At 58.9% G+C, this 24,281-nt stretch carries 18 protein-coding genes; 12 read left to right on the top strand and 6 right to left on the bottom strand.

Translation table 11 applies throughout. The features are described 5' to 3' along the window. Positions 1 to 166: 166 nt before the first annotated feature. From ACWIKB_RS30115 to ACWIKB_RS30100, 4 genes are all read left to right on the top strand, one after another. The gene (locus ACWIKB_RS30115) at positions 167 to 1,570 is read left to right on the top strand and encodes an MFS transporter (RefSeq protein ID WP_475271153.1); all 1,404 of its coding nucleotides are present in this window, start codon (positions 167 to 169) and stop codon (positions 1,568 to 1,570) included. A gap of 278 nt (positions 1,571 to 1,848) precedes the next feature. Continuing rightward, complete coding sequence (locus tag ACWIKB_RS30110) at positions 1,849 to 2,832, top strand: GlxA family transcriptional regulator (protein WP_475271152.1); 984 nt, start codon at positions 1,849 to 1,851, stop codon at positions 2,830 to 2,832. Positions 2,833 to 2,849: 17 nt separating this feature from the next. Then, positions 2,850 to 3,245, top strand: coding sequence for a RidA family protein (locus tag ACWIKB_RS30105; protein ID WP_475271151.1), 396 nt, complete (start codon positions 2,850 to 2,852; stop codon positions 3,243 to 3,245). 54 nt (positions 3,246 to 3,299) lie between these two features. Next, the gene (locus ACWIKB_RS30100; protein ID WP_475271150.1) at positions 3,300 to 4,337 is read left to right on the top strand and encodes a GGDEF domain-containing protein; all 1,038 of its coding nucleotides are present in this window, start codon (positions 3,300 to 3,302) and stop codon (positions 4,335 to 4,337) included. Between the two features lie 10 nt (positions 4,338 to 4,347). Here ACWIKB_RS30100 and ACWIKB_RS30095 read toward each other — a convergent pair whose 3' ends face one another. Next, complete coding sequence (locus ACWIKB_RS30095) at positions 4,348 to 5,019, bottom strand: class I SAM-dependent methyltransferase (RefSeq protein WP_475271149.1); 672 nt, start codon at positions 5,017 to 5,019, stop codon at positions 4,348 to 4,350. Positions 5,020 to 5,268: 249 nt separating this feature from the next. Here ACWIKB_RS30095 and ACWIKB_RS30090 point away from each other — a divergent pair, with 249 nt between their 5' ends. After that, positions 5,269 to 8,166 (top strand): sensor domain-containing phosphodiesterase, encoded by a 2,898-nt coding sequence (locus tag ACWIKB_RS30090; RefSeq protein WP_475271148.1) that lies wholly within the window; start codon positions 5,269 to 5,271, stop codon positions 8,164 to 8,166. A gap of 3 nt (positions 8,167 to 8,169) precedes the next feature. Here ACWIKB_RS30090 and proP read toward each other — a convergent pair whose 3' ends face one another. The 3 genes from proP to ACWIKB_RS30075 form a co-directional block, all read right to left on the bottom strand. After that, on the bottom strand, positions 8,170 to 9,672 hold the full coding sequence (gene proP, locus ACWIKB_RS30085) for a glycine betaine/L-proline transporter ProP (RefSeq protein WP_475271147.1): 1,503 nt from the start codon (positions 9,670 to 9,672) through the stop codon (positions 8,170 to 8,172). A 109-nt stretch (positions 9,673 to 9,781) separates the two neighbouring features. Continuing rightward, on the bottom strand, positions 9,782 to 10,693 hold the full coding sequence (locus ACWIKB_RS30080) for a bestrophin family protein (RefSeq protein WP_475271146.1): 912 nt from the start codon (positions 10,691 to 10,693) through the stop codon (positions 9,782 to 9,784). Positions 10,694 to 10,783: 90 nt separating this feature from the next. Next, a complete protein-coding gene (locus ACWIKB_RS30075; protein ID WP_475271171.1) occupies positions 10,784 to 12,379 on the bottom strand; it encodes a winged helix-turn-helix domain-containing tetratricopeptide repeat protein in 1,596 nt (531 codons plus the stop codon). A 259-nt stretch (positions 12,380 to 12,638) separates the two neighbouring features. Between ACWIKB_RS30075 and ACWIKB_RS30070 the strand changes: the two genes are divergently transcribed. From ACWIKB_RS30070 to ACWIKB_RS30050, 5 genes are all read left to right on the top strand, one after another. Beyond that, positions 12,639 to 13,400 carry an SDR family oxidoreductase gene (locus tag ACWIKB_RS30070; protein WP_475271145.1) on the top strand — a complete coding sequence of 254 codons (762 nt, stop codon included), beginning with the start codon at positions 12,639 to 12,641 and terminating at the stop codon, positions 13,398 to 13,400. Between the two features lie 80 nt (positions 13,401 to 13,480). Continuing rightward, positions 13,481 to 13,894 carry a cupin domain-containing protein gene (locus tag ACWIKB_RS30065; RefSeq protein ID WP_475271144.1) on the top strand — a complete coding sequence of 138 codons (414 nt, stop codon included), beginning with the start codon at positions 13,481 to 13,483 and terminating at the stop codon, positions 13,892 to 13,894. 179 nt (positions 13,895 to 14,073) lie between these two features. Next, entirely contained in the window at positions 14,074 to 15,000 is a 927-nt protein-coding gene (locus tag ACWIKB_RS30060; protein WP_475271143.1) for a Gfo/Idh/MocA family protein, read from the top strand. 135 nt (positions 15,001 to 15,135) lie between these two features. Then, positions 15,136 to 15,762, top strand: coding sequence for a TetR/AcrR family transcriptional regulator (locus tag ACWIKB_RS30055; RefSeq protein WP_475271142.1), 627 nt, complete (start codon positions 15,136 to 15,138; stop codon positions 15,760 to 15,762). A 195-nt stretch (positions 15,763 to 15,957) separates the two neighbouring features. Beyond that, positions 15,958 to 17,229 (top strand): OmpP1/FadL family transporter, encoded by a 1,272-nt coding sequence (locus tag ACWIKB_RS30050; RefSeq protein WP_475271141.1) that lies wholly within the window; start codon positions 15,958 to 15,960, stop codon positions 17,227 to 17,229. Positions 17,230 to 17,319: 90 nt separating this feature from the next. On the opposite strand, the gene ACWIKB_RS30045 is transcribed toward ACWIKB_RS30050, so the two are convergent. After that, entirely contained in the window at positions 17,320 to 18,774 is a 1,455-nt protein-coding gene (locus ACWIKB_RS30045; protein WP_475271140.1) for an efflux transporter outer membrane subunit, read from the bottom strand. Between the two features lie 216 nt (positions 18,775 to 18,990). Between ACWIKB_RS30045 and ACWIKB_RS30040 the strand changes: the two genes are divergently transcribed. Together ACWIKB_RS30040 and ACWIKB_RS30035 are read left to right on the top strand one after the other, a co-directional pair. Continuing rightward, entirely contained in the window at positions 18,991 to 20,100 is a 1,110-nt protein-coding gene (locus ACWIKB_RS30040; protein ID WP_475271139.1) for an efflux RND transporter periplasmic adaptor subunit, read from the top strand. Then, positions 20,097 to 23,177 carry an efflux RND transporter permease subunit gene (locus tag ACWIKB_RS30035; RefSeq protein ID WP_475271138.1) on the top strand — a complete coding sequence of 1,027 codons (3,081 nt, stop codon included), beginning with the start codon at positions 20,097 to 20,099 and terminating at the stop codon, positions 23,175 to 23,177. Before ACWIKB_RS30040 ends, ACWIKB_RS30035 begins: the two co-directional genes overlap by 4 nt. Positions 23,178 to 23,257: 80 nt before the next feature. On the opposite strand, the gene ACWIKB_RS30030 is transcribed toward ACWIKB_RS30035, so the two are convergent. Next, the gene (locus ACWIKB_RS30030; protein ID WP_475271137.1) at positions 23,258 to 24,088 is read right to left on the bottom strand and encodes an alpha/beta fold hydrolase; all 831 of its coding nucleotides are present in this window, start codon (positions 24,086 to 24,088) and stop codon (positions 23,258 to 23,260) included. Positions 24,089 to 24,281: the final 193 nt, after the last annotated feature.

Raw genomic sequence — 24,281 nt, 5'->3', positions numbered from 1 at the left:
CCTCCGGTAGTTCGATCCCGACTGCCTGCTTTCATGCTCAGTCGGCTCCGTTAAACGCCTCATAGCACTTACTACAGGTCCAACTCCAGCCACTGAGCATGGAGAACGTCCACTCTCGACATGTTGCCGAGAGCTCATCACCCTAATCCAATAATAAAGTGATGCTATGAATCTGAACGAGCCCATCAATGCGCAACGCGTCGGCCAAGCTGTAGGCAAATATCGCTGGACGATCTGCGCGCTGTTGTTTTTTGCAACCACCGTCAATTACCTCGACCGTCAGGTGCTCAGTCTGTTGGCGCCGGACCTGTCGACGCAATTTGGCTGGAGTAATACCGATTACGCCAACATCGCCTCGGTCTTTCAGTTTGTGTATGCGATTTCGATGCTGTTTGCCGGCCGCGTGGTCGACAAGATTGGTACCAAGACCGCCTATGTCGTGGCGATTGGCATCTGGTCCACCGGCGCGATGATGCACGCGTTTTCGGTACCGATGGGCGAGGGGATTGCCGCTGTTTGCGGCGCGTTCGGCCTGGCGGTCATCCCGGTTTCGATTGCGGGTTTCATGCTGTCGCGTGCTGTGCTGGCGATCGGCGAGGCGGGTAACTTTCCGATCGCGATCAAGGCCACCGCTGAATACTTCCCGAAGAAGGAACGCTCCTTCGCCACCGGTATTTTCAACTCGGGTGCCAACGTAGGCGCCATTCTGGCACCGATCTGCGTGCCGCTGATTGCCGGCCTCTGGGGCTGGGAAGCGGCGTTTATTGTGATTGGTATGTTGGGCTTCGTTTGGGTCGCCGTTTGGATTGCCCTGTACGAAAAGCCGGAACAGCAAAAACGCTTGTCGGCGCAGGAACTGGCCTATATCCGCAGTGATGAAACTGTTGAAGTGATTGCCACACCGGTGGCAGGCGAAGTCGTCAAAAAGGTCTCGTGGTTCAAGTTGCTGACCTATCGCCAGACCTGGGCTTTTGCCTTCGGCAAGTTCATGACCGACGGCGTGTGGTGGTTCTTTCTGTTCTGGCTGCCGACCTATCTGTCGGCGCAATACGGCATGAAAGGCCAGGCTATCGTGTTACCGCTGGCGGTGCTGTACAGCATGACGATGGTGGGCAGTATTGGTGGCGGCTGGTTCCCGAGTTATTTCATGGCGCGCGGCGACAAGCCGTATGACGGTCGCATGAAAGCCATGCTGGTGATCGCGCTGTTCCCGCTGCTGGTGCTGTTGGCGCAGCCGTTGGGCTACATCAGTTTCTGGGTGCCAGTCATATTGATTGGTATTGGCGCGTCGGCGCACCAGGCGTGGTCGTGCAACATCTTCACCACCGTGTCCGACATGTTCCCGAAAAAGACCGTTGCATCCGTGGTCGGCATTGGCGGTATGGCGGGCGGTTTGGGCGGCGTGGTGATGACCAAAATCGGCGGTTGGGTGTTCGACTACTACAAATCGATCAACGATATTCACACCGGCTACATGATCATGTTTGCCATCTGCGCACTGGCCTATCTGGTGGCGTGGAGCGTGATGAAGGCGCTGGTGCCGCGTCATAAGGAAATCACTGATCTGTAAACGCAATCCCCAGTAGGAGCGAAGCTTGCTCGCGAAGGCGTCAGACCTGACACGCCGCGTTTCCGCGCTTCCCGGCCAAGCCTTGCTCCTGCAACGCAAATCAAAAAAGGTGGCAGGTTTATTTTCCGAGAAAATAGACCGGTCACCTTTTCTCTTTTTCCGGTCATGGATTTGCTCCGATAGCCCTGACACCAGTCCGGGAGGTAGCATGGCGTGTAATCAGCGCACATAACCGAGTGACCCAGACCTTGATCGAACGACGCCAATTCAGCGGAGGTATGAAGGGGAAAAATCTCCGCTATCTGAATGAGCAATCCGGCGAGCCAGTACCCATGGCGCGAACTGGCTTTTTGCTGCTGGAGCATTTTTCACTGCCGGCCTTCACGCAAGCGCTGGACACGATCGTCACCGCGAACCTGCTTCGCCCCAAGTTGTTTTCCACCCGAACATTTGGATTGCACGATGGCGAAGTCATCAGCGATCTGGGCCTGGTCATTCGGCCCGATGCCCGTTTCGACGGTGCAGCGATTCAAGACCTGGACCTGCTGGTCATTTGTGGCGGCTACCGCACAGAACTGAAAGCCAATGATGAGTTGAACAGCTTGCTGAGAACGGCATCAGACCATGGCGTGATCCTGTCCGGATTGTGGAACGGCGCCTGGTTCCTCGGCAGCGCCGGTTTGCTCGACGGCTACCGTTGCGCGATCCACCCCGAACATCGCCCCGCACTGGCGGAAATCGCCAAAGCCGCGCAAGTCACCAGCGAACCCTACGTGATTGACCGAGACCGGCTCACGGCGTCCAGTCCTTCCGGGGCTTTTCACATGGCGCTGGACTGGATCAAAGGCTTGCACGACAAAGCCCTTGTCGAAGGCATCGAAGACATCCTGGCCTTCGAAGAATCCCGCTACCGACGCATCAAACCGACAGAAAATATCTGCGTGAGCGCACCACTTCGCGAGGTGGTGAAACTGATGGATGCCAACCTCGAAGAACCGCTGGAGCTTGAGCAATTGGCGGTTTACGCCGGCCGGTCCCGTCGCCAACTCGAGCGTTTGTTCAAAGAGCAACTGGGCACCACACCGCAACGCTATTACATGGAATTGCGCATTACCGAGGCGCGTCGACTGCTTCAGCACACCGAGCTGTCCCAGGTTGACGTGCTGGTTGCCTGCGGCTTTGTGTCGCCGAGCCACTTCAGCAAATGCTACAGCTCGTACTTTGGCTACCGACCGTCCAAGGAAACGCGGCTGGTCAAATAACCCCCGGAGACCCGGCAATGCCTGATCGTGAAATCATCATTCCCGAGGCCATGCGGCCCATCGTCGAACGCGCGGGTTATGCCCCCGCGCTCAAGGTCGGCGACACATTGTTTTGTGCCGGCCAGGTGGGCAGAACGCCGGAACTGCACGTCATAGAGGATCCTGAGCAGCAGTTCATCAGCGCCTGGGAAAACCTCGGCCAGGTGCTGGCGGCGGGAGGTTGTACGTTTGAGGACGTGGTCGACATGACCACTTATCACGTCGATATGTCGAAGCACATGGCGGTATTTCGGGAGGTGAAAAACCGCTTGTTCCCCAAAGGTCTTTGCGCCTGGACGTGTATCGGTGTGAGTGAATTGGCTCACCCGGGCTTGTTGGTGGAGATCAAGTGCATAGCGGTACGGCGAACGTAACGCTATGCTGCCGCGCATTCGAACTCACCAATAACAACCAACAATAGTGAAGTCATGAGCCAATCAGAGCTGCATGCGACTGCTTTAGCACTGTATCCAGAGGACTACCGCGAAGCGGCAGCATTGCTCAAACAAGCCGTGCCGCTCATGGTGCGACACAACATCCCACCGAATCCGGTGCACTACGCGCTCTGGTACACCTACAGCAAAGGTCTGGAGCCGGAACTCAATCGCCACCTGGACCGAGTGGTCAAAGACTTCGACTATTTCCCCTCGGAATCCGCTTCGAAACTGTTTCGCGACTACATTATTCGCGATGAACTGGAAGATGCCCGCGCCGGCCAGCAACAAGCGATCAATCTGGTGGATGGCATGGAGCGCGACGTCTCCCATAGCGTCAGTGGCAGTCTCAACTTCAAGGCCAGCCTCGGACAATGCCTGGAAATGCTCGAAGAACCGGACGACAAGCGATTGCCGACCATCCTCATCGAGTTGCAACAGAGCACTCAGGCGATGTACGACCAGCAAGAGCGATTCCTCGCTCAGCTGCACTCGGCCCAAAACGAGATCAAAAACCTGCGCGACAAACTGCAGCGAGCCCAACTCGACGCAACGCTCGACGGCTTGACCCAGGTGCTCAACCGCAACACCTTTTCCCGTGTGCTGGAGCAAGCGCTGCGCACTGAGGCGCAGGGTGTCGCGCTGGTCATGCTGGATATCGACCACTTCAAACAATTCAACGATCAGTACGGCCATCCGTTGGGCGACCGCGTGCTTGAACATGTGGGGCAGGTACTGCGCAACTCACTGCCACCCCAGGCCCTGGCGGCACGTTATGGCGGCGAAGAGTTTTGCGTGATTTTGCGTGGGTGCGCTGATCTCTCTGCGGCCCGTGACTTTGCTGAACTGCTGCGCCAGAAGATTCAGGCGTTGCGGATCAAGGCGCGCGGCACCCAGGAGGTGCTTGATACGGTGACGGCGTCGTTCGGAGTCGCCCTTGCCAATGCGGACGACACGATGGAAAGCCTGGTAGTTCGGGCCGATGACGCGCTGTACAAGGCCAAGCGCAATGGGCGTAATCAAGTCGTGTGATGGCCAGCGCTCACCCCCGTTGTTCAGCCACCAATAGCAACGACTGCGGCACCGGACTTTGCGGGTGCTGCGGCTCCTGCAGGCTGGCCAGTTGAAATCCGGCCATGTCCAGCGCATTGAGCCAACTGGACAAGGTACGGAAATACCATGGCATGGGCTGCCACTGCCCTTTGAAGCCAGTAAAGGTCTCTTCGCGCCAACCGTCCTGATAGTCGCCCGCCGCCGCAGTCCACGGATGCAGCGTCTGGATCACCAGCGCACCGCCGGGGGCGAGCAGGGCGTTCATGGCGGCGAGCAAGGGAATGATCTCCTGGTGCAACAGGGCGAAGTTGGCGCAGATCAGGTCGTAGTCGTTGCCGATATCAACCTGTGCCTCCACCAACGCTTCATAGCTCGCCACTTGCACCCGCGAAGACCCCGCCGCCCGTGCTGCCTCGACCAGCGTCGCATCGCCATCCACACCGACCGCCTCGATGCCGCGATCAGCCAGCGCACGCAACAGCCAGCCTTCACCGCAACCGAGGTCCAGAACCCGCTCCGGCTGACGGCTCAGCACCGCCAGCAGGATGGCCTGGTCGGTGACCTGCAGGCGGCTTTCAATCGTGCCGTTGCGGATGGCCTCGATCCAGGATTGGGCGTTGTGCTGCCAGCTTTCGAGGAGGGTGGATTCGGGTGCGGGCATATCGATATCCGGAGTGGGGTGGTGGGATGAAGGATAGGACAATCGTTGAGGGCACGTGTCGTGTTGGTTCGCCAGATACTTGTTGCCCTGAACAACACGTAGCGAATAACCCGCTGCCCGTCCCTTAGTTACCACCAAAGCAATAAAACGATTGAAAAAAACCGCTATAACCTTTAAACGGAAAGATCACTGGCATATTGCTAGCAAATAATAAAACAGCATCGCCATTTTTTGGCTCAGGGAGCGCTGATGAGTGTTCGTCCATTGACCGACTCTGCGCGGCAATCGAACGATTGCGGTGTTACCACCTCTCAACTAAAAGGGAACGTGGATACGGTCGGCATGGCCTACGCTGGCAATGGGGACACCATCGAACAATTGCTGGACTCAGCGCGCAGCTGGGGCCATACCACCTCTTGGGTGGTATATCGCGCCGGTGAACAAATGCATTTAGTCGGGCAAGGCGACCCGCGGGTGCAGTGGCCCTCAAGCGTTGCGAATGAAGACTTTGAAGCCTTTTGCCAGACCTGGCGCTTGCACCGCTGGCCGACCGGTCGGGGTGAAAGTGTGCTGGGTTGGCTGCTCGCGCCCGTCGACGATGCAGCGGAACCGGCGCTCGCCGAGTTTGCCCAGCGCCTGGGCATTCAAGTCCAGACCAATACCCTGGCCCGTGCGCAGATTACTCAGCGTGTACTGTATGAAATCACCTACCTGGCCAGTTCGACCCGTGACCGTTCGGTGTTTCTGGTGGGGGTTCACCAACTGCTGGCCAGCCTGATCGACGCCGAGAATTTCTACCTCGCGCTGTATGACCCGCGCAGTGGCAAGATTGACTACCCGTATTACGTCGACATTATCGACACCGATGCCCTGGAGTCCGAAAACTACGAATACCTCGACCGTTCGCACCTGTCATTGACCGGCCAGGTGCTGACCAGTGGCCAGCCGTTGCTGATCGACGCCGCCGGCATTCTCGCGGCTCAGGCCGAGGGCCGATTCTACTGTGTGGGTGATCGTCCCGAGTTCTGGATGGGCGCACCGTTGAAAAACGCGTCGGATGACGTGTTTGGCATGCTGGCGATGCAGGTCTACGACGTTGCTCGTACCTACAGCGCTGAAGACCGCGCGCTGTTTCTGGTGGTGGCCCGCCATGTCGCCATGGCGCTGGACCGGATTCTGCACCGCGCGGACCTGGAAGAGACGGTGATGCGTCGCACCCTGGAGCTTTCGGCACTCAATGACGCCTTGAGGCAGGAAGTGGCCGACCGAGAGCGCGCCGAACATCTGCAGAGTGCGCTGTTCCAGATTGCTGAGCTGTCGAGCCAGCCTGGCGACATGGCCAAGTTGTTTAAAACCTTGCATGGCATCGTCGGTGATCTGCTGTTCGCGCAGAACTTCTACATTGCGCTGTTCGACGACGCGACCACCGAAGTGACCTTTCCGTATTACGTCGATGAGCGGCAGACGGTCCGCCCGGAAGCTCGGCGTGGCAGCCGGGGCTTAACCGAGTACGTGATCCGTCAGCGTCGAGCTTGCCTGATTGACGCCGGCGAGGCTGACCGACTGACGGATTGCGGTGAAATCGAAGTGGCCGATGTGTATTACCGATCCTATTCCTGGCTGGGCATTCCGTTGTTCGATGGCGATGTGGTGCGGGGTGTGTTGGCGGTGCAAAGCTATACCTCGCAGGTGCGCTATACCCTGCGTGACCAGGAATTGCTGACGTTCGTGTCGCGGCACATCGACACCGCGTTGTCGCGACGCACGGCCGCCGAAGCGATCCATGCCGCCAACCTCAAGCTGGAAGCCCGGGTGCAGAACCGCACCCGTGAGCTCGATCACGCCAATGCCAAGTTGCAACACGAGAACTCCCACGACGCGCTGACCGGGTTACCGAATCGCACCTACCTGCAACAGCGCCTCAATTTGGCCTGGTCGCAGTTCGGCAGCGAAGGCGGGCACCTGGCGGTGATGTTCATCGACCTCGACCGTTTCAAAATGGTCAACGACAGCCTCGGCCACCATTTTGGCGACCTGCTGTTGATGCAGGCCGCCCAGCGTCTGCGCGGTTGCCTGCGCGACACCGACATGCTGGCGCGCCTGGGTGGCGACGAGTTTGCGGTGCTCGCTCCAGCGGCGCCACTGGAGGTGGTGATCGACATCGCCGAACGGATTCTGGTGGCGTTCGACCTGCCGTTTTTAATCAATGGTCATGAAGTTTTTTCGTCCTGCAGCATCGGAATAGTCAGCGCCGACAGTCAGTTCCATAGCGAGCCCGCCGACTTGCTGCGCGACGCCGATGCGGCGATGTACCGGGTCAAGAGTGCCGGGCGCGACAGCTACGCGGTGTTCAATCAGGAAGTGCGCCGTGAAGTCTCGGACCAGGTCGAGCGGGAAGGGGCCTTGCGCAACGCGCTCAAACGTACCGACGAATTGCTGCCGTATTTCCAGCCGATTGTCAGCGTCGAAACTGGCGAACTGTTGGCCCTTGAAGCGCTGATTCGCTGGCATCAGCCGGGCGGCCGGGTGATCGCGCCGGGCGAGTTTTTGCCGGATGTCGAGGGTTTACGCCTGATCGGTCGACTGGACCTGTACATGCTTAACAGCATTGCAGCGATCCTCGCCCAACCACGGCACGCCGATTGGCCGCCGGTGCACGTCAATTGCTCCAGCTACAGCATGACCCGTCCGGACTTCGCCAGTGATGTGCTCGCGCTGTTGGCGCGGCACGGGGTTGCACCGTCGCGGATCTGCCTGGAGTTGACCGAAGGTGCGCTGGTCGCCGAACCGGCGCTTGCCCGACTGACCATGCAGCAATTGGCCGACAACGGCATGTCGGTGGTACTCGATGACTTCGGTGCAGGGTTTTCATCCCTGAGCTATGTGCATCAATACCGTTTCAGCGGTTTGAAGATCGACAAGTCGTTCATCCTCGAACTGACCACCAGTTCTCGAAGTCGCGCGATCGTCCGGGCGATTGTGCGCATGGCTGAATCTCTGGACCTGAGCGTGGTGGCCGAAGGTGTCGAGGACCAAGCGACCCTGGAGCTGCTGCGCGAGATGGGCGCGGGGCAAGCCCAGGGTTATTACTTTGCCAAGCCGATGGGGTTGGCGGCGTTGTTGGCGACAACCCTGATCGGTCGCTAGGGTTTAGTTGATACGCGGATGCTGTTGCACCAGATTCTTGCGCTTGGCCTCCAGCGCGGCGATTTCAGCGTCGATGTCTTCGATCTTCTGCTCAATATTGTCTTCATGCTCTTGCAGCAGTTCCTTCGCTTCCTCAAGGTCGGACGCCGCCGGGGCAGCGCCACGCAACGGCATGTTGGCGGTTTCCTTCATGGTGATGCCGGTCACCAAACCCACCACGGCGATTACCATCAGGTAGTACGCCGGCATGTACAGGTTGTTGGTGCTTTCCACCAGCCAGGCCACCAAGGTCGGCGTCAGGCCCGCGATCAGCACCGAGACGTTGAACGCACTGGCCAGCGCGCTATAGCGGATGTGGGTGGGGAACATCGCCGGCAGGGTCGAAGCCATCACGCCGATGAAGAAGTTGAGCACCACGGCAATGATCAGCAGACCCGAGAAAATCAGCCCGAGCTTGCCGCTGTTGATCAGCATGAAGGCCGGAATGGCCAGGCAGAACAGCGCGATGCTACCGAAGAGGATGAAAGGGCGGCGGCCAATTTTGTCGCTGATAAAGCCGATCAAAGGTTGCACGAACAACATGCCGACCATGATCGCGATGATGATCAACACGCCACGGTTTTCGCTGTAGTGCAGGTTGTGCGAGAGGTAGCTCGGCATGTAGGTGAGCAGCATGTAGTAAGTGACGTTGGTCACGGCCACCACGCCGATGCAGGTCATCAGGCTGCGCCAGTGCTTGGTCGCCACCTCCTTGAACGACACTTTCGGGCCGCGCGCCAGACCTTCACGGTCACCTTGCTCAAGCTTTTCGACGTGCTGCTGGAACGCCGGGGTCTCTTCGAGTGCGTTACGCAAGTAGAGGCCGATCATGCCCAGGGGCAGGGCGAGGAAGAACGGCAAGCGCCAGCCCCACTCCTGGAATTTCTCTTCGCCGATTACCGCCGAAATCATCACCACCAGGCCTGCGCCGAGGACGAAGCCGGCGATCGAGCCGAAGTCCAGCCAGCTCCCGAGAAAGCCGCGCTTACGGTCCGGGGCGTACTCGGCGACGAAGATCGAGGCGCCGGTGTATTCGCCGCCCACCGAGAAGCCTTGGGCCATCTTGGCCAGCAACAGCAGGATAGGCGCCCAGATGCCGATCGAGGCGTAGGAGGGAATCAGCCCGATGGCGAAGGTGCTGAGGGACATGATCACGATGGTGGCCGCGAGGACTTTCTGTCGACCGTATTTGTCGCCCAATGCGCCGAAGAACAGACCGCCCAGGGGACGGATCAGGAAGGGCACCGAAAAAGTCGCCAGCGCGGCGATCATCTGCACGCTGGGGGACGCATCGGGAAAGAACACCTTGCCGAGCACATAGGCGACAAAGCCATAGACGCCAAAGTCGAACCATTCCATGGCGTTGCCCAGTGCAGCGGCGGTGATCGCCTTGCGCATCTTGGCGTCGTCGACGATGGTGATGTCATCCAATCCGATGGGATTGACGGTTTCCTTGCTTGATTTCATGCGGGTTTCTCTGTCGCTGATCCATTCAATGCCATTGTTTTAATGGCATGCGCTCTTTGGTTCAGATACATGAGGACACTGAATAATTCACCGTCCGCCGCTTTTTTTGTTAGCGCTGTGCTGTGGCGGGATGGGTGAGTCGATCGCCACCCAGCGAATCACGCTGCATCGACTGCAGGTTTTTCTCGATGGTTTCGCACAGGGCTTCCATCTGAATCTGGTGTTCGCTGTCGCGAAACGGGCTTTGCAGATCAGTGCCGATGCGCTCGATGGCCAGCAGCATGAAGCCCACTACCGTCGAGGCCAGCGGGGTAAACCAGCCCAGAGATTCAACCAACCCCACCGGCACAATCAGGCAAAACAGCGAAATAAACAGCCGTGGGAAATACACGTAAGGGTAGGGCAGCGGCGTATTGGCAATCCGCTCCATGCCACCCTGGCTATTCGAAAGGTCAACCAGGGTCGACTCCAGCCGCGCCAGACGAATGCTGTCCAGGCGCCCGGCCTTGTATTCCTGGGCCAGCAGCGCCGCGGAACCGTTGAGGATATCGTTGGCAAAGTTATTGGTGGTGCCGCTGCGCGCGAACTCCTCGGCTGGAAGAAACGCGCGTATTTCGTCTGGACAAGGCTGATCCCGCAGGTGCGCCGCCAGGCAGTTCACATACGCCACGTGGCGACGCAGCAGGGTCGACTTCATCGGATTGACCTCATTGCCCGGGTCATCCAGCAACGTCAGGACTTGCCGCGCAAAGCTGCGGGAGTTATTGATCATCGCCCCCCACAACGTGCGCGCTTCCCACCAGCGATTGTAGGCACTGCTGTTGCGAAAACTGATCAGCACCACCAACGCCGAGCCCAGCAACGTCAGAGGCATCAGCGGCAGGTTGATCTTACTGTTGAGAAACAGCATGAAGTCCACGGTGACGGCGATATCCCACAGCAGCAACCAGAACAGGGCCCAGCCCACATAACCCATGGTCTTGATGATCAGGCGGTATTTTTTGATGATGGCGGCTTTCAAGCGGCGACCTCGCGGCGAGTGGTGAGCATTAATGCTCTAGCTCGGACGCCGGTTGCCGGGTAAAGGTTCGGTGGGGGCTGTGATCAGCGGTCACTCGGGTAACCCGGCCAACCGCAGTCCATCGGCGAACCGCGCGAAATCCTCGGGCCGTTGGATGGGCAGCCAGTCTTTCAGGTTGCAGAGGCGCAACGACGGATCCAGCTCGCGTAGACGCTGCATCGCCAGCCGCGCTTTATCCATTCGTCCACTGAGGGCATGACTGGCCGCCAACAGGGCCACCGGGGCCAGGAAACTGGACAGGTTGCCCAGCGCTTTTTCCGCCCATTGCGTCGTGAGATCGAAACGCCCGGCGAAGAAATGCGCGAGCGCCATCCCGACCTGCATCCTGAACATTTCCGGATCCAGCGGACTCAAGCGAGTGGCATGAGTCAGATGCTCGATGGCCGCGTCTGTTTCACCGCGCAGCGCGCGCAGGAGACCGCCCAGGTACCAGACGGGGGCGAGGTTAGGGTTGAGCAGACGTGCCCTGTCGAGCAAGGCAATGCCGCCGTCAACATCGCCGGCGAGGTGGCTCAATGCATGTCCGCCTCGCGTCAACGCAACCGCATCATCCCGGCCTAGCGTCACCGCCAAACGCGCAAGCCGCACGCCCTCAGCGATCTCCGCCGTCCGATCGGTCATCCAGCCATTGAGCTTGCGCCAGAAGTAGCACCAGGCTGCCATGCCATACGCCGATGCAAATTCCGGATCGAGCGAGATGGCCTTGTAGAACAACGGCAACGCCTCGTCGAGGGCTTCCCGGGTGCCGTTGTGCAGTTTTGCCATTGCGCGCAGATAGTAGTCGTAGGCGTCCAGGCTTTCCGTCGGTTTGCGTTTGGCGCGTTCGATTTCTGCCCGTTCGAGTTGCGGCGCGATGGCGCCGACGACACTTTCGCTGATTTGATCCTGCAGCTCGAAGATGTCGTCGAGTAAGCCTTCGAAGCGCTCAGCCCAGATATGCGTCCCGTTCGTCGCGTCGATGAGCTGCCCGGTGATGCGGACCTTGTTCCCGCACTTGCGCACACTGCCTTCCAGCACATAGCGCACGCCTAGTTCCTGGCTGACACCCTTGGCGTCCACCGTCCGGCCCTTGTAGGTGAAGCTCGAATTGCGCGCGATGACGAACAGCCAGCGGATACGCGACAGAGCCGCGATGAGGTCTTCCACGATGCCGTCAGCGAAATAGTCCTGCTCCGGATCGCCGCTCAGGTTTTGGAAGGGCAAAACGGTAATCGAGGGTTTGTCCGGGAGAACGGGCGAGGAGGGCATCTCCTTCGGGTCTGTGGACGCGCGCTCGTCGATGTCAGGACGGTCAGCCTGTTGCGTTTCGCCGATCCCGTCGGCTTTTATCTGGCCGACGAAGCGGTAGCCCTTGCGGGCGACGGTGCGCACCAGGCGCTGTTCCTCGCCGGTATCGCCGATGGCCTTGCGCACCGCATTGATGTGGCTGGTGATCGTCGATTCCGAGACGATCCGGCCGTTCCACACTGCCCTGAGCAGTTCGTCCTTGCTGACGACGCGATCAGGGTTGTTGACGAACAGCAGCAATAGATCGAAGACCTGCGGACCGACGGCCACGATTTGCCCGCGCAAGGTGAGTTCCCGGCGCTCCTCATCGAGCACGTAGTCTTCAAACACGAATGGCAAGGTGCGGTTCCCCTGGCGAAGCGCCTTCAACTCCGTGTCCCGGGCGACTGGTGATTGGTATTTGAAATTGATGATACGGCAGCGCCAAACCCGCCGCACCGTCTGCGGCAGGGACGACGTCGGGCCGCGGCCTGTTTGGACGTAAAACCAAGCTTTTGTGGAGGCAAACCCACAGCAGACACAAGGACTTCGCCCATGCGCGCAGGCAATCTCCCTTTACACCGACGCAATGGTTGCCGTCGACACGTGGAGAAAGCCCATGAAGATCGTCGTTATTGGAGGCTCCGGCCTTATCGGATCGAAACTTGTGAACAACCTCCGCGAGCGCGGCCATGACGTGCTCGCTGCCAGTCCCAGCACGGGCGTAAACAGCATCACCCGAGAAGGCCTGGCCGAAGCGATGGATGGCGCAGACATCGTCGTTGACGTGGCGAATGCGCCGTCGTGGGAGGACCAGGCCGTCCTCGAGTTTTTCGAAACGTCGAGCCGTAACCTGCTGGCCGCCGAAGCGGCCGCCGGGGTTCGCCATCACGTTGCCCTGTCGATTGTCGGCAGCGAACGGCTTCCCGAGAACGGCTATTTTCGGGCCAAGGTCGCACAGGAAAACCTCATCAAGGCCTCCGGCATTCCCTACACCCTCTTGCGTGCCACACAGTTCTTCGAATTCGTCGGCGGCATCGCGCAGTCGGCCATGGTCGGCGAGAAGATTTACCTTTCGCCGGCGCTGATCCAGCCGATGGCGTCCGACGACGTCGTGGCGGCGCTCACTGACGTTGTGCTGGCAGCGCCGGTCAATGGCACGGTCGAAGTCGCGGGACCCGAGGCCATGCCGCTCGACGAACTGGTCAGGCGCTTTCTGCAAATCACTCAGGACACTCGTCAGGTCGTGCCGGACGTACACGCGCGCTACTTCGGCGACGTGCTGGACGATCAGTCGCTGACCCCCGGCAAAAATCCGCGCCTGGGCACGATCCGTTTCGAAGACTGGCTCCGCCAGTCGATGGCCAAAGCGGAACGCTGAGGCTTGCCGGACCACTCAGGAAGGCGCCGCCCCGGTAATGGGCGCGCCGTCATAACACCTACATACGAAGGAGTAGTGCCATGGTTACCCGATTTCTCGTAGCCGCTGCGTTCGCAGTACTGTCGATCACCGCTGCGTCGGCCGCTGAGCCGCCCGCCGGCAAGGTGACCGTCGTGTTTGACCGTCCCATTCCCAACATCCCTGGCAAGAGCATGAAGGGTGTGGTCGTCGAGTATGGGCCGGGCGCCGCGTCACCCTCCCACACCCATCCGAAAACGGCCTTCATCTATGCCACGGTCCTTGAGGGCGCGTTTCGCATCAAAGTTAAAGGCCAGCCGGAAAAGATCTACCACGTCGGCGAAAACTTCGTAGAGGAACCGGGTTCCGTGCACGAAGTCAGCGCCAACGCCAGCGACACCAAACCTGCGCGGCTGTTGGCCGTGTTCGTCCTCGACACCGAAGAAAAGACGCTCGTCACACCTATCAAAAAGTAAGTCGGCCAACTCGCTCATCGACGTGCGACGGCAGGCCACTGCCGTCGTTGGGCCGTCGCAATACCGGGTATTGAGCTGATGTCATTCAAGTGCTCACAACTCATCAATGACTTCCCCGCCATACCTACGTAACCTTGCCCGTTCGCTGACCCAAACAAGACAAAAATCAGGAGTCATTGATGCAACCGATCCGTCTCGGTCTGGTGGGCTACGGCAAGATTGCCCAGGATCAACACGTCCCCGCTATCCACGCCAACCCCGCGTTCCAGTTGGTGTCTGTCGCCACGCAAGGGCAGCCCTGCGCCGGGGTTGAGAACTTTCAGTCCCTGACCGAGCTGCTCGAAAACGGCCCGCCCGTCGATGCGATTGCGTTTTGCACACCGCCCCAAGGACGCTTCGCCCTGGTGCAACAAGCGTTGGCCGCTGGCAAACACGTGCTGGTGGAAAAACCGCCGTGCGCCACATTGGGTGAAGCGATGGCACTGGTGAATCAGGTCACGGAGCAAGGCGTCAGCGGTTTGTTCGCCTGGCACTCACGCTATGCGCCCGGCATCGAGGCTGCCCGCGACTGGCTGGCCACCCGCACCCTGCAAAGTGTGCAGATCGACTGGAAGGAAGACGTGCGCAAATGGCACCCCGGTCAGGCGTGGATCTGGCAACCCGGAGGCCTGGGCGTCTTCGATCCCGGCATCAATGCCTTGTCGATCGCCACCCATCTGCTGCCGTTGCCGCTGTTTGTCGAGTCCGCCGAACTGCGTGTCCCCAACAACTGCCAGTCGCCGATTGCCGCAGACATCAAGATGTCCGATTCACGCCACCTTGATGTCCGCGCGGAGTTCGACTTCGACCACGGTCAAGATGAACTCTGGAGCATCGAGATTCGCTGCACCGAAGGCGTCCTGCGCCTGGACAACGGTGGCGCGCTGTTGAGTATCGACGGCGTGCGCCAGGCGGTGTCGGAGGAGGGCGAGTACGCGGCGGTGTATCGGCATTTTCAGCAGTTGATTGGTGACAAGGCCAGTGACCTGGATCTGCAGCCGTTGCGCTTGGTTGCGGATAGTTTTTTTGTTGGGAGCAGGGTGTTGGTAGAGGCGTTTTACGATTAGTAGTCGTTACGGGCGACGAGCGCGTCGGGCTGGTGACGAGGCGCTCAGCCGAACGCGTTGAGATGCTTGTTTTGTGACTGTGTCTCTGATCGGTCACAAGTTGTCAGTCGTCGACAGGATGAGTAAGCTGTTCCCATGAATCAGCCATCAATATCTTCATCTTCGCCCAGCACCCGTGGCCCAGCCGATCACGACATTCGAGACCAGATTGTCGCGGCGGCCAACGAGCATTTCAGTCAATACGGCTACAGCAAAACCACGGTTTCCGACCTGGCCAAGGCCATCGGGTTTTCCAAGGCTTACATCTACAAATTCTTTGATTCCAAGCAAGCAATCGGTGAGGCCATCTGCGCTAATTGTCTGGCAGAAATCGTCGCGGCAGTGGAGCAGGCTATCAATGTAGAAGGCCTGTCGCCGACAGAGCGCTTTCGACGTTTGGTCAAAACTGTTATTGCCACAGGTGTGAATCTGTTCTTCAACGACCGAAAACTCTATGACATTGCAGCGTTCGCGGCGTCGGAAAGCTGGCCCAGTACGCAGGCTTATGACGCGCAGATCAAACGCTTCGTATCGCAAATCGTGAGGGAAGGGCGAGAAATTGGCGAATTTGAACGCAAGACGCCACTGGACGAAACAGTAGAATCGATACATCTCGCGCTGCGACCATTCGTCAACCCTTTGCTGCTGCAGTACAACCTCGATTTCGTCGAGGAGGCGCCCATGCTTACCTCCAACCTCATCCTGCGTAGCCTCATGCCTTGACCTTCGGCTGAAGGTTTACAGCATCCCCGGGTAAGCAACAAATCATCAAACGGCTTTTCACTTGGCCCTTCGTCAATCCGGCGAAGGGCATTTATTTATCTGTATTGTGACCATTGACTGAGTTGGTCACATGAATAAATATGGTGGTCCGTCGCATCTACTGCGTCATCTCAGTGATCCCATAGAGTTCAAACAATGAAAAAAATAGTGCTCAAGAGCCCACTTGGCCTTGCTGTCGTGCTCGCGTCCTCAAACGTTTTTGCAAGCGGCTTCGCTCTGAATGAACAGAGCATCAGCGGGATGGGGGCGGGGTTTGCTGGTCGCTCCTCATCCGCTGAAGATGCGAGCACGGTATTCGGTAACCCTGCGGGAATGTCTCGCTTGAAAAGAGAGCAGGTCAGCGTGGGAGCTGCGACTCTTTTTGCCAAGTCCGACATAAGCCACACCCGGAGCACATTCGGTGGACAGGAAGACGGAGACATGGTGCCAACCACCACCGTGCCGATGGGTTACTACGTCAAACCCATCGATGAGCATTGGGCGTTCGGTGTAGGGTTTTATGTACCTTTCGGTCTGATGACTGACTATGGCAGCGGTTTCGCCGGGCGTTACTATGCCAACAAAAGCGAGGTCACGACCCTCACGTTCCAGCCCACTATCAGCTATGCCTTCAACGACAAGGTTTCGATCGGGTTCGGTCCAACCATCAACCGAATCAGCGGTGAGCTATCCGGGATGGTGCCCAATCCACTTAGCCCTGGTCGCAATGACGGAAAACTCAAAAGCACGGGTGACGACACGGCCCTCGGTTTCAACGCTGGTATCCTGGTGCAGGCGACAGACCGAACCCGTTTGGGCATGACCTACCATTCCAAGGTCAGTTATAAATTGGATGCCAAGACCAAGGTCACTGATGGCATCTTTAGTCTGTTGGGGGGCAGCGGCCGCAGTTATGACGCTTCGCTGGATGTGGATACCCCAGAGTCTGTGGATTTCTCGGTGACACATCAGCTCAACAACGACTGGACCGTCTACTTGGGGAGCACCTGGACTCGCTGGAGTCGCTTCAAAGAGTTAACTATCGAAAACACCGGTTTACCCCCTGCGTTGAGCGGCGCGCTGGGCACCATTACCGAAGAGCAGAATTGGCACGATACGTGGGCTCACGCTATCGGTGCGGCGTATCAACTGAATAACCAATGGGTGCTTCGCGCAGGTTTTTCGGTTGATCAGTCGCCCACCAACAACACCAACCGGGGACCACGCATTCCCACGGGCGATCGGAAGGTTATCAGCTTCGGTGCTGGCTGGACGCCGGCGGACAATGTCACGATCGATGTTGCCTATTCCTACCTGTGGGAGGAGAGCGTACAGATCAACGACACCTCGGCGACCAGAGGTGCATACAGTGCCAAATATAAGAACAGTGCGAGCGGGCTTGGGACTTCTGTGAGTTACCGCTTCTAGTTGAGTGCTGTTACACGATAGATGTCCGGTCGGGAGCAAGCGTTGCCTCCCGACCTTTAGAACACATCTCGGGCTTTTCCCCTTCAAGCTTCATCGACTCGTCACCGTGACATCCCAAGGTTGCCAGCCACCACCGAGTGACTTGAATGCCGCTACCGCCGCTCGTGCCGATTCCGTTCGCGCTTGCGCTCGAGCATCGGAAGCCTGCAGCAGCGTCTCGTCAGCGTGCAGGACATCGATCAGGCTGGCCGTGCCTTTCTCATAGGCGATGAACGACGATTGTCGAGCCTGTGTCAGGGACGCCTCTCCCCCGGCGAGGGTGGTTGCTTGAGCTTCGCGATTCACCAGTGAGGAGAGGGCGTTCTCGACATCCTCGGTAGCACGCAGAACAGATTGACGGTAAGCGGCCAGGGTTTCGGCTTCCTGTCCCTTGGCTTGGTCGATCTGGGCGTTTATGCGACCGAAGTCGAAGAGCCTCCAGCGCAGTCCCAGTACGCCCGCCGATTGGCTGGCGCCGCCGGTAAAAAGATTGCCTGCGGATACAGCGGTGGCGCTGCCCAGCAATGCGCTAAGGGAGAACTTCGGGTAGTACTCGGCAATCGCCTCCCCGATGCGTGCGTTTGAGGCCGCAAGACGGCGCTCAGCCACAATCAGATCCGGTCTGCGGCGCAGCAAATCGGCCGGCGTTCCCATCGCCTTTAATGGCGGAGCTACAGGGATGCTCGCCGCCATTGCAAGTTGTGTGCGGTGAGTGCCTGGCGGCGTGCCGAGCATGACATCCAGTGCATTCATCGCAGCATCCAGACCGGTCTGCAGGGCCGGTACTGTCGCTTGGACTTGCGCTAAGGCCCCCTCGGTCTGACGAACCTGATAGTTGGCGGCGAGCCCCTTGCTGTAGAGCAATTGGACTTTCTCCAGTAGCTCCTGCTGCGTTTTGACTTGTCGATTCGCTATGTCCAACCGGGTCTGCAGTCCGCGGACAGTGATGTAGATATCGGCGGTCTGCGCTGCGACGGCCAATCGTGTCGCCGCGACGCCCGCCCGGGATGCCTGATACTCGGCCAGAGCGGCCTCGCGTCCGCGTCGCAGGCCGCCAAAGACATCTGCCTCCCAGCTGGCATCGAGATTGACCTCATAGGAATTTCCGTACCGATCGTAGCCAGGTGTTGAATTCAACACCTGGCCGAGTGGCGTCTCGATTGACTGGTAGGAACGCGCGGCCTGGCCGCTGATATTCCCCGAGGGCAGTAACGCGGCATTGGTAGCGCCTAGTCCGGCCCGCGCCTGAGTGACTCGCGCCGACGCCTGCGCAAGGTCCAGATTCTGCTCAAGTGCCTTGGAGATGAAGTCGGTCAGCACGGGATCACCAAAGCCTTCCCACCAGGTGACAAGGCTGGTCGTCGCGCCAGGCCGCTGTTCGACAGAAGGCTGGCCCAAGTAACGATCCGAAAGCGGAGCGTCTGGACGATGGTAATCCGGACCGACCGCGCAACCTGCCATTAAGCCGGCGCTGACCAAAAGTGAAATTGGACGGAGGGGAGGCATTGAGATTCCTTCAATAGAGGATATTTGTGACCATATTACGTAATAGTCACATTCTGTCAATTGACGTAGTTTGAGCTGTCTTCGATATTTTCTAGGTGTGTGTCGGTTTCTAGTGTCTCAGAGAGAAGCTGGATGCTTCATGAATTGTGACCATTGACACAAATGGTCACCACGCTGAGAATATGACGCTCGTCCTATTTTTAAGTAAGGGAACCTATGCGCAGGCTTCGACCCATCCCCATTGCCGCATGCTTGTTGCCTCTCGTCCTGACGGCGTGCGGTGATTCATCCACCGTTGAAGATCCGCGCACGCATGCTCCTCTGGTCAGGTCCGTAGCGGTTCAGGGTTCCTCCGACGCCTCACGTTCTTTCACGGGAGTCGTGGCTGCCCGCGTCCAGGGCGACTTGGGTTTTCGGGTGACAGGCAAGGTGCTTGAGCGTCTGGTTGATACCGGTCAAACCGTTAAACGTGGTCAGCCACTGATGCGCCTCGACCCCATCGACCTGGGGTTACAGGCGCGTGCACAGCAAGAGTCGGTCATAGCTGCTCGGGCCCGAGCCAAGCAGACAGCCGATGACGAGGCCCGATATCGCAACCTGGTCGCCGCAGGCGCTATTTCTGCATCGGCCTACGACCAGATCAAAGCCGCGGCGGATACCGCGAAGGCGCAGCTCAGCGCCGCTGAAGCGCAGGCTGACGTAGCCCGCAATGCTTCTGGTTACGCGGTGTTGTTTGCCGATTCCGACGGCGTTGTGGTGGAGACGCTCGCCGAACCGGGGCAAGTCGTCAGCCCGGGGCAGCCCGTGGTTCGACTGGCGCGGGCAGGTCAGCGCGAAGCCATCGTGCACCTGCCCGAGACGTTGCGTCCCGCAGCAGGATCCACCGCTCAGGCGACGCTTTATGGCAATACCACGGGCGCTGTTACAGCAAAGCTGAGGCTGCTGTCCGACTCGGCCGACCGTATGACCCGCACCTTTGAGGCGCGGTACGTGCTTGAGGGGGCGCTGGCCAATGCACCGATAGGTTCGACCGTCACGCTTCGGATCGCTGAAGGCGCCGCGCAGGGGAATTCGATGCAGGTGCCGATGGCTGCCGTTTATGACCCGGGTAAAGGCACTGGCGTGTGGGTCATTGTTGGTACACCGGCGAAGGTGGCTTGGCGACCTGTTCAAGTCCTGGGCTTGAGCGACGACTCAGCGCGAGTCGCAGGCGATCTCAAGGTCGGCGAGCAGATCGTAGCGTTAGGTGCGCATCTATTGCGCGAGGGTGAAGAGGTGAGACTGCCTCAACAGGATGACGCCAAAGTTGCCGGGGGTCGTCCATGAGCGAGGGTCGCTTCAATCTTTCCGCGATCGCCGTTCGTGAGCGTTCCATCACGGTGTTTCTGATCTTCCTGATTGCCGTTGCGGGCATCTTGTCGTTCTTTCAGCTGGGCCGTGCGGAAGATCCCCCGTTTACGGTCAAGCAGTTGACGGTCATTACCGCGTGGCCGGGCGCCACGGCGCAGGAGATGCAGGATCAGGTAGCAGAGCCACTCGAAAAACGCCTGCAAGAACTGAAATGGTACGACCGCACGGAAACCTACACTCGTCCTGGCCTCGCCTTCACGATGGTGTCACTGCTCGATAGTACGCCGCCCTCGCAAGTACAGGAGGAGTTCTATCAGGCGCGTAAAAAGCTCGACGATGAGGCCCGCAAACTGCCGGCGGGGGTCATCGGGCCAATGGTCAACGACGAGTTTTCGGACGTGACATTTGCGCTGTTTGCCCTGAAAGCCAAAGGCGAGCCGCAGCGACTGTTGGTGCGTGATGCGGAGTCGTTGCGCCAACAACTGTTACACGTGCCGGGCGTGAAGAAGGTCAACATTATCGGGGAGCAGCCCGAACGTATCTTTGTTTCCTTTTCTCATGATCGGCTGGCCACCTTGGGCATTTCTCCACAGGACATCTTTGCCGCGCTGAATAATCAAAACGTGCTCACGCCCGCCGGTTCCATCGAAACCAATGGGCCTCAGGTCTTCCTGCGGCTGGATGGTGCCTTCGATAAGGTGCAGAAAATTCGTGACACGCCCATTGCCGTTCAGGGGCGCACGCTCAAGCTCTCTGACGTGGCCACGATCGAACGTGGTTATGAAGATCCCGCAACCTTTCTTGTGCGCAATAACGGTGAAGAGGCCTTGTTGCTGGGGATCGTGATGCGTGAGGGCTGGAACGGCCTTGATCTCGGCAAGGCGCTGGACGCGGAGACGGTCAAGATAAATGAAGGCATGCCGTTGGGCATGACGCTCTCCAAGGTCACCGATCAATCGGTGAATATCAGTTCGGCGGTCGGCGAGTTCATGGTCAAATTCTTCGTCGCGCTGCTGGTAGTAATGCTTGTGTGCTTTCTCAGCATGGGCTGGCGTGTCGGGGTAGTGGTCGCTGCGGCTGTGCCGTTGACGTTGGCGGTGGTGTTTGTAGTGATGGCGGCCACTGGAAAAAACTTTGACCGTATTACCCTCGGCTCGTTGATTCTGGCGCTCGGACTGCTGGTGGACGACGCCATCATTGCTATCGAAATGATGGTGGTGAAAATGGAGGAGGGCTACGACCGCATCAAAGCCTCCGCGTACGCCTGGAGTCATACCGCTGCGCCGATGCTCTCCGGTACGCTGGTGACCGCTATCGGCTTTATGCCCAACGGCTTCGCGCAGTCGACTGCCGGCGAGTACACCAGCAACATGTTCTGGATCGTGGGCATTGCCCTGATTGCCTCCTGGGTGGTTGCGGTAGCTTTTACCCCGTACCTGGGCGTGAAGATGTTGCCGGACATCAAGAAGGTCGAGGGTGGTCACGCGGCTATTTACAACACGCCTCACTACAACCGTTTCCGCCGGATTTTGACGCGGGTCATCGCGCGCAAATGGCTGGTGGCTGGCACTGTTATCGCTTCGTTTGTCGTGGCGATCCTCGGCATGAGCCTGGTCAAGAAACAGTTCTTCCCTACCTCGGACCGCCCGGAGGTGTTGATTGAAGTGCAAATGCCTTATGGGACCTCTATTGAGCAGACCAGCGCCACCACTGCCAGGATAGAGGCCTGGCTGCAAAAGCAGGATGAGGCAAAAATCGTCACCGCTTATATCGGGCAAGGCGCGCCGCGTTTCTATCTGGCGATGGCGCCGGAACTCCCCGATCCGTCGTTCGCCAAGATTGTGGTGCTGACGGACAGCCAGGAGGCGCGTGAGGCCCTCAAGTTTCGTATCCGCGAGGCTGCTGCGCAGGGACTTGCCCCGGAAGCGCGGGTCAGGGTGACTCAGCTGGTATTTGGTCCGTATTCGCCATTCCCTGTTGCCTATCGGGTAATGGGGCCCGATCCGTCAACGTTGCGCGAGATTGCGGGCCAGGTACAGGACGTGTTGCAGTCGAGCCCGATGATGAGAACCGTCAACACCGATTGGGGACCGCTGACGCCGACGCTGCATTTCGCGTTGGATCAGGATCGCCTGGAGGCGGTGGGGTTGACGTCAAATTCAGTCGCGCAGCAATTGCAGTTCCTGCTGGCCGGAGTGCCGATCACTGCGGTTCGTGAGGACATTCGCTCGGTCCAGGTGGTGGGTCGCGCAGCGGGAGATATCCGGCTTGACCCCGCCAAGATAGAAGGCTTTACGCTGGTCGGTACGGCGGGTCAGCGGATTCCGTTGTCTCAGGTGGGAGCGGTCGATGTGCGTATGGAAGATCCGATCCTCCGCCGTCGTGACCGCACACCGACCATTACCGTGCGCGGCGACATTGCTGAAGATCTGCAGCCGCCGGACGTCTCGAGCGTGATCATGAAGGAACTGCAACCGGTCATCGACAAGCTGCCTGGCGGGTACCGGATTGAGCAGGCGGGTGCAATCGAGGAGTCGGGCAAGGCCGGTAAAGCGATGTTGCCTTTATTCCCGATCATGATTGCCATGACGCTGCTGGTCATCATCCTGCAGGTTCGCTCGATCTCGGCGATGATCATGGTGTTCCTTACTTCACCTCTGGGGTTGATTGGCGTGGTGCCGACACTGCTCATCTTCCAGCAGCCGTTTGGTATTAACGCGCTGGTCGGTCTAATCGCTCTTTCGGGCATTTTGATGCGCAATACGCTGATTCTGATTGGGCAAATCCATCACAACGCGCAAGAAGGGCTGGACCCGTTTCACGCAGTGGTCGAAGCCACGGTGCAACGTGCCCGCCCGGTACTGCTGACAGCACTCGCCGCCATCCTGGCGTTCATTCCGCTGACACACTCGGTCTTCTGGGGGACGCTGGCCTACACACTGATCGGAGGCACGTTCGTTGGCACCATCATGACGCTGGTGTTCCTGCCAGCGATGTACTCCATCTGGTTCAAGATCCGCCCCGACGGTAATGAAACAGCGAAACGGACGTAGCGCGGGAGGCGGGATGAGAAAGCAAAAGGGGCGGATATATTTTCCTCGAAAATAAATCTACCCCTTTTCTTCACTGATCTTCAGCCGCGAATAAACGCCAGCAAATCAGCGTTGATCTGATCCGCATTGGTCGTCGGCATACCGTGCGGAAAACCCGGGTAGGTCTTCAGCGTCGGATGCTTCAACAGTTTGGCCGATAGCGGCGCCGAGTCGGCGAACGGCACGATCTGGTCATCCTCACCATGCATGACCAGCGTCGGCACTTGAATCGCCTTCAGGTCTTCGGTGAAGTCGGTTTCAGAAAACGCCTTGATGCAGTCGTAATGCGCTTTTGCACCGCCCATCATGCCTTGCCGCCACCAGTTATCGATGACGCCTTGCGAGACCTTGGCCCCAGGCCGATTGAATCCATAGAAAGGCCCCGCCGGCACATCCACGTAAAACTGCGCACGACTGGCAACCAGTGCCGAGCGGAACCCGTCGAACACTTCCAGGGGTAACCCGCCGGGATTTTTTTGCGACTTGACCATGATCGGCGGTACCGCGCTGATCAGCACGGCCTTGGCTACCCGTCCCGGTTTGGCTCGCGCGGCGTAGCGTGCAACTTCACCCCCGCCGGTGGAATGGCCGACATGGATCGCCCCCTTTAGGTCGAGCGCATCGGTCAGCTCGATGACATCGGCGGTGTACGTGTCCATCTCGTTGCCTTCCCAGGTCTGGGTCGAGCGTCCGTGCCCGCGACGGTCGTGCGCAATCACCCGGAAGCCTTTGAGCAAGAAGAACATCATCTGGTTGTCCCAGTCATCCGCACTCAATGGCCAGCCGTGGTGAAACACGATGGGCGTCGCGTCTTTCGGCCCCCAATCCTTGTAGAAAATCCGTGTTCCGTCTTTGGTCGTAATGGCGTTCATGGCATGTGTCCCCTCGCGATCTGGTGGGTGTGGGGCGTGCAAAAGGAAGCGGGCCCGCAGTCATGAACAACGGGTCACGAGCGGGCTTGGTCAGTGTAGAAGACGTATTGGGAGGGGTACTTTCAAGCGATGGGTGGGGCTGGGCAGATGCAAAGCGGACATTAATGACAGGTAGTAATCGGCCAGAAGCGGT

This window comes from Pseudomonas sp. 5Vm1k, assembly GCF_056161485.1.
This window is presented reverse-complemented; position numbering and strand designations above follow the sequence as displayed.

Coding starts and splice junctions, on each gene's coding strand:
- ACWIKB_RS30095 (WP_475271149.1), bottom strand. CDS start 5,019: ATGCCCGCACCCGAATCCACCCTCCTCGAAAGCTGGCAGCACAACGCC.
- ACWIKB_RS30035 (WP_475271138.1), top strand. CDS start 20,097: ATGAGCGAGGGTCGCTTCAATCTTTCCGCGATCGCCGTTCGTGAGCGT.
- ACWIKB_RS30045 (WP_475271140.1), bottom strand. CDS start 18,774: ATGCCTCCCCTCCGTCCAATTTCACTTTTGGTCAGCGCCGGCTTAATG.
- ACWIKB_RS30105 (WP_475271151.1), top strand. CDS start 2,850: ATGCCTGATCGTGAAATCATCATTCCCGAGGCCATGCGGCCCATCGTC.
- ACWIKB_RS30040 (WP_475271139.1), top strand. CDS start 18,991: ATGCGCAGGCTTCGACCCATCCCCATTGCCGCATGCTTGTTGCCTCTC.
- proP (WP_475271147.1), bottom strand. CDS start 9,672: ATGAAATCAAGCAAGGAAACCGTCAATCCCATCGGATTGGATGACATC.
- ACWIKB_RS30110 (WP_475271152.1), top strand. CDS start 1,849: ATGAAGGGGAAAAATCTCCGCTATCTGAATGAGCAATCCGGCGAGCCA.
- ACWIKB_RS30060 (WP_475271143.1), top strand. CDS start 14,074: ATGCAACCGATCCGTCTCGGTCTGGTGGGCTACGGCAAGATTGCCCAG.
- ACWIKB_RS30070 (WP_475271145.1), top strand. CDS start 12,639: ATGAAGATCGTCGTTATTGGAGGCTCCGGCCTTATCGGATCGAAACTT.
- ACWIKB_RS30030 (WP_475271137.1), bottom strand. CDS start 24,088: ATGAACGCCATTACGACCAAAGACGGAACACGGATTTTCTACAAGGAT.
- ACWIKB_RS30055 (WP_475271142.1), top strand. CDS start 15,136: ATGAATCAGCCATCAATATCTTCATCTTCGCCCAGCACCCGTGGCCCA.
- ACWIKB_RS30090 (WP_475271148.1), top strand. CDS start 5,269: ATGAGTGTTCGTCCATTGACCGACTCTGCGCGGCAATCGAACGATTGC.
- ACWIKB_RS30115 (WP_475271153.1), top strand. CDS start 167: ATGAATCTGAACGAGCCCATCAATGCGCAACGCGTCGGCCAAGCTGTA.
- ACWIKB_RS30050 (WP_475271141.1), top strand. CDS start 15,958: ATGAAAAAAATAGTGCTCAAGAGCCCACTTGGCCTTGCTGTCGTGCTC.
- ACWIKB_RS30100 (WP_475271150.1), top strand. CDS start 3,300: ATGAGCCAATCAGAGCTGCATGCGACTGCTTTAGCACTGTATCCAGAG.
- ACWIKB_RS30065 (WP_475271144.1), top strand. CDS start 13,481: ATGGTTACCCGATTTCTCGTAGCCGCTGCGTTCGCAGTACTGTCGATC.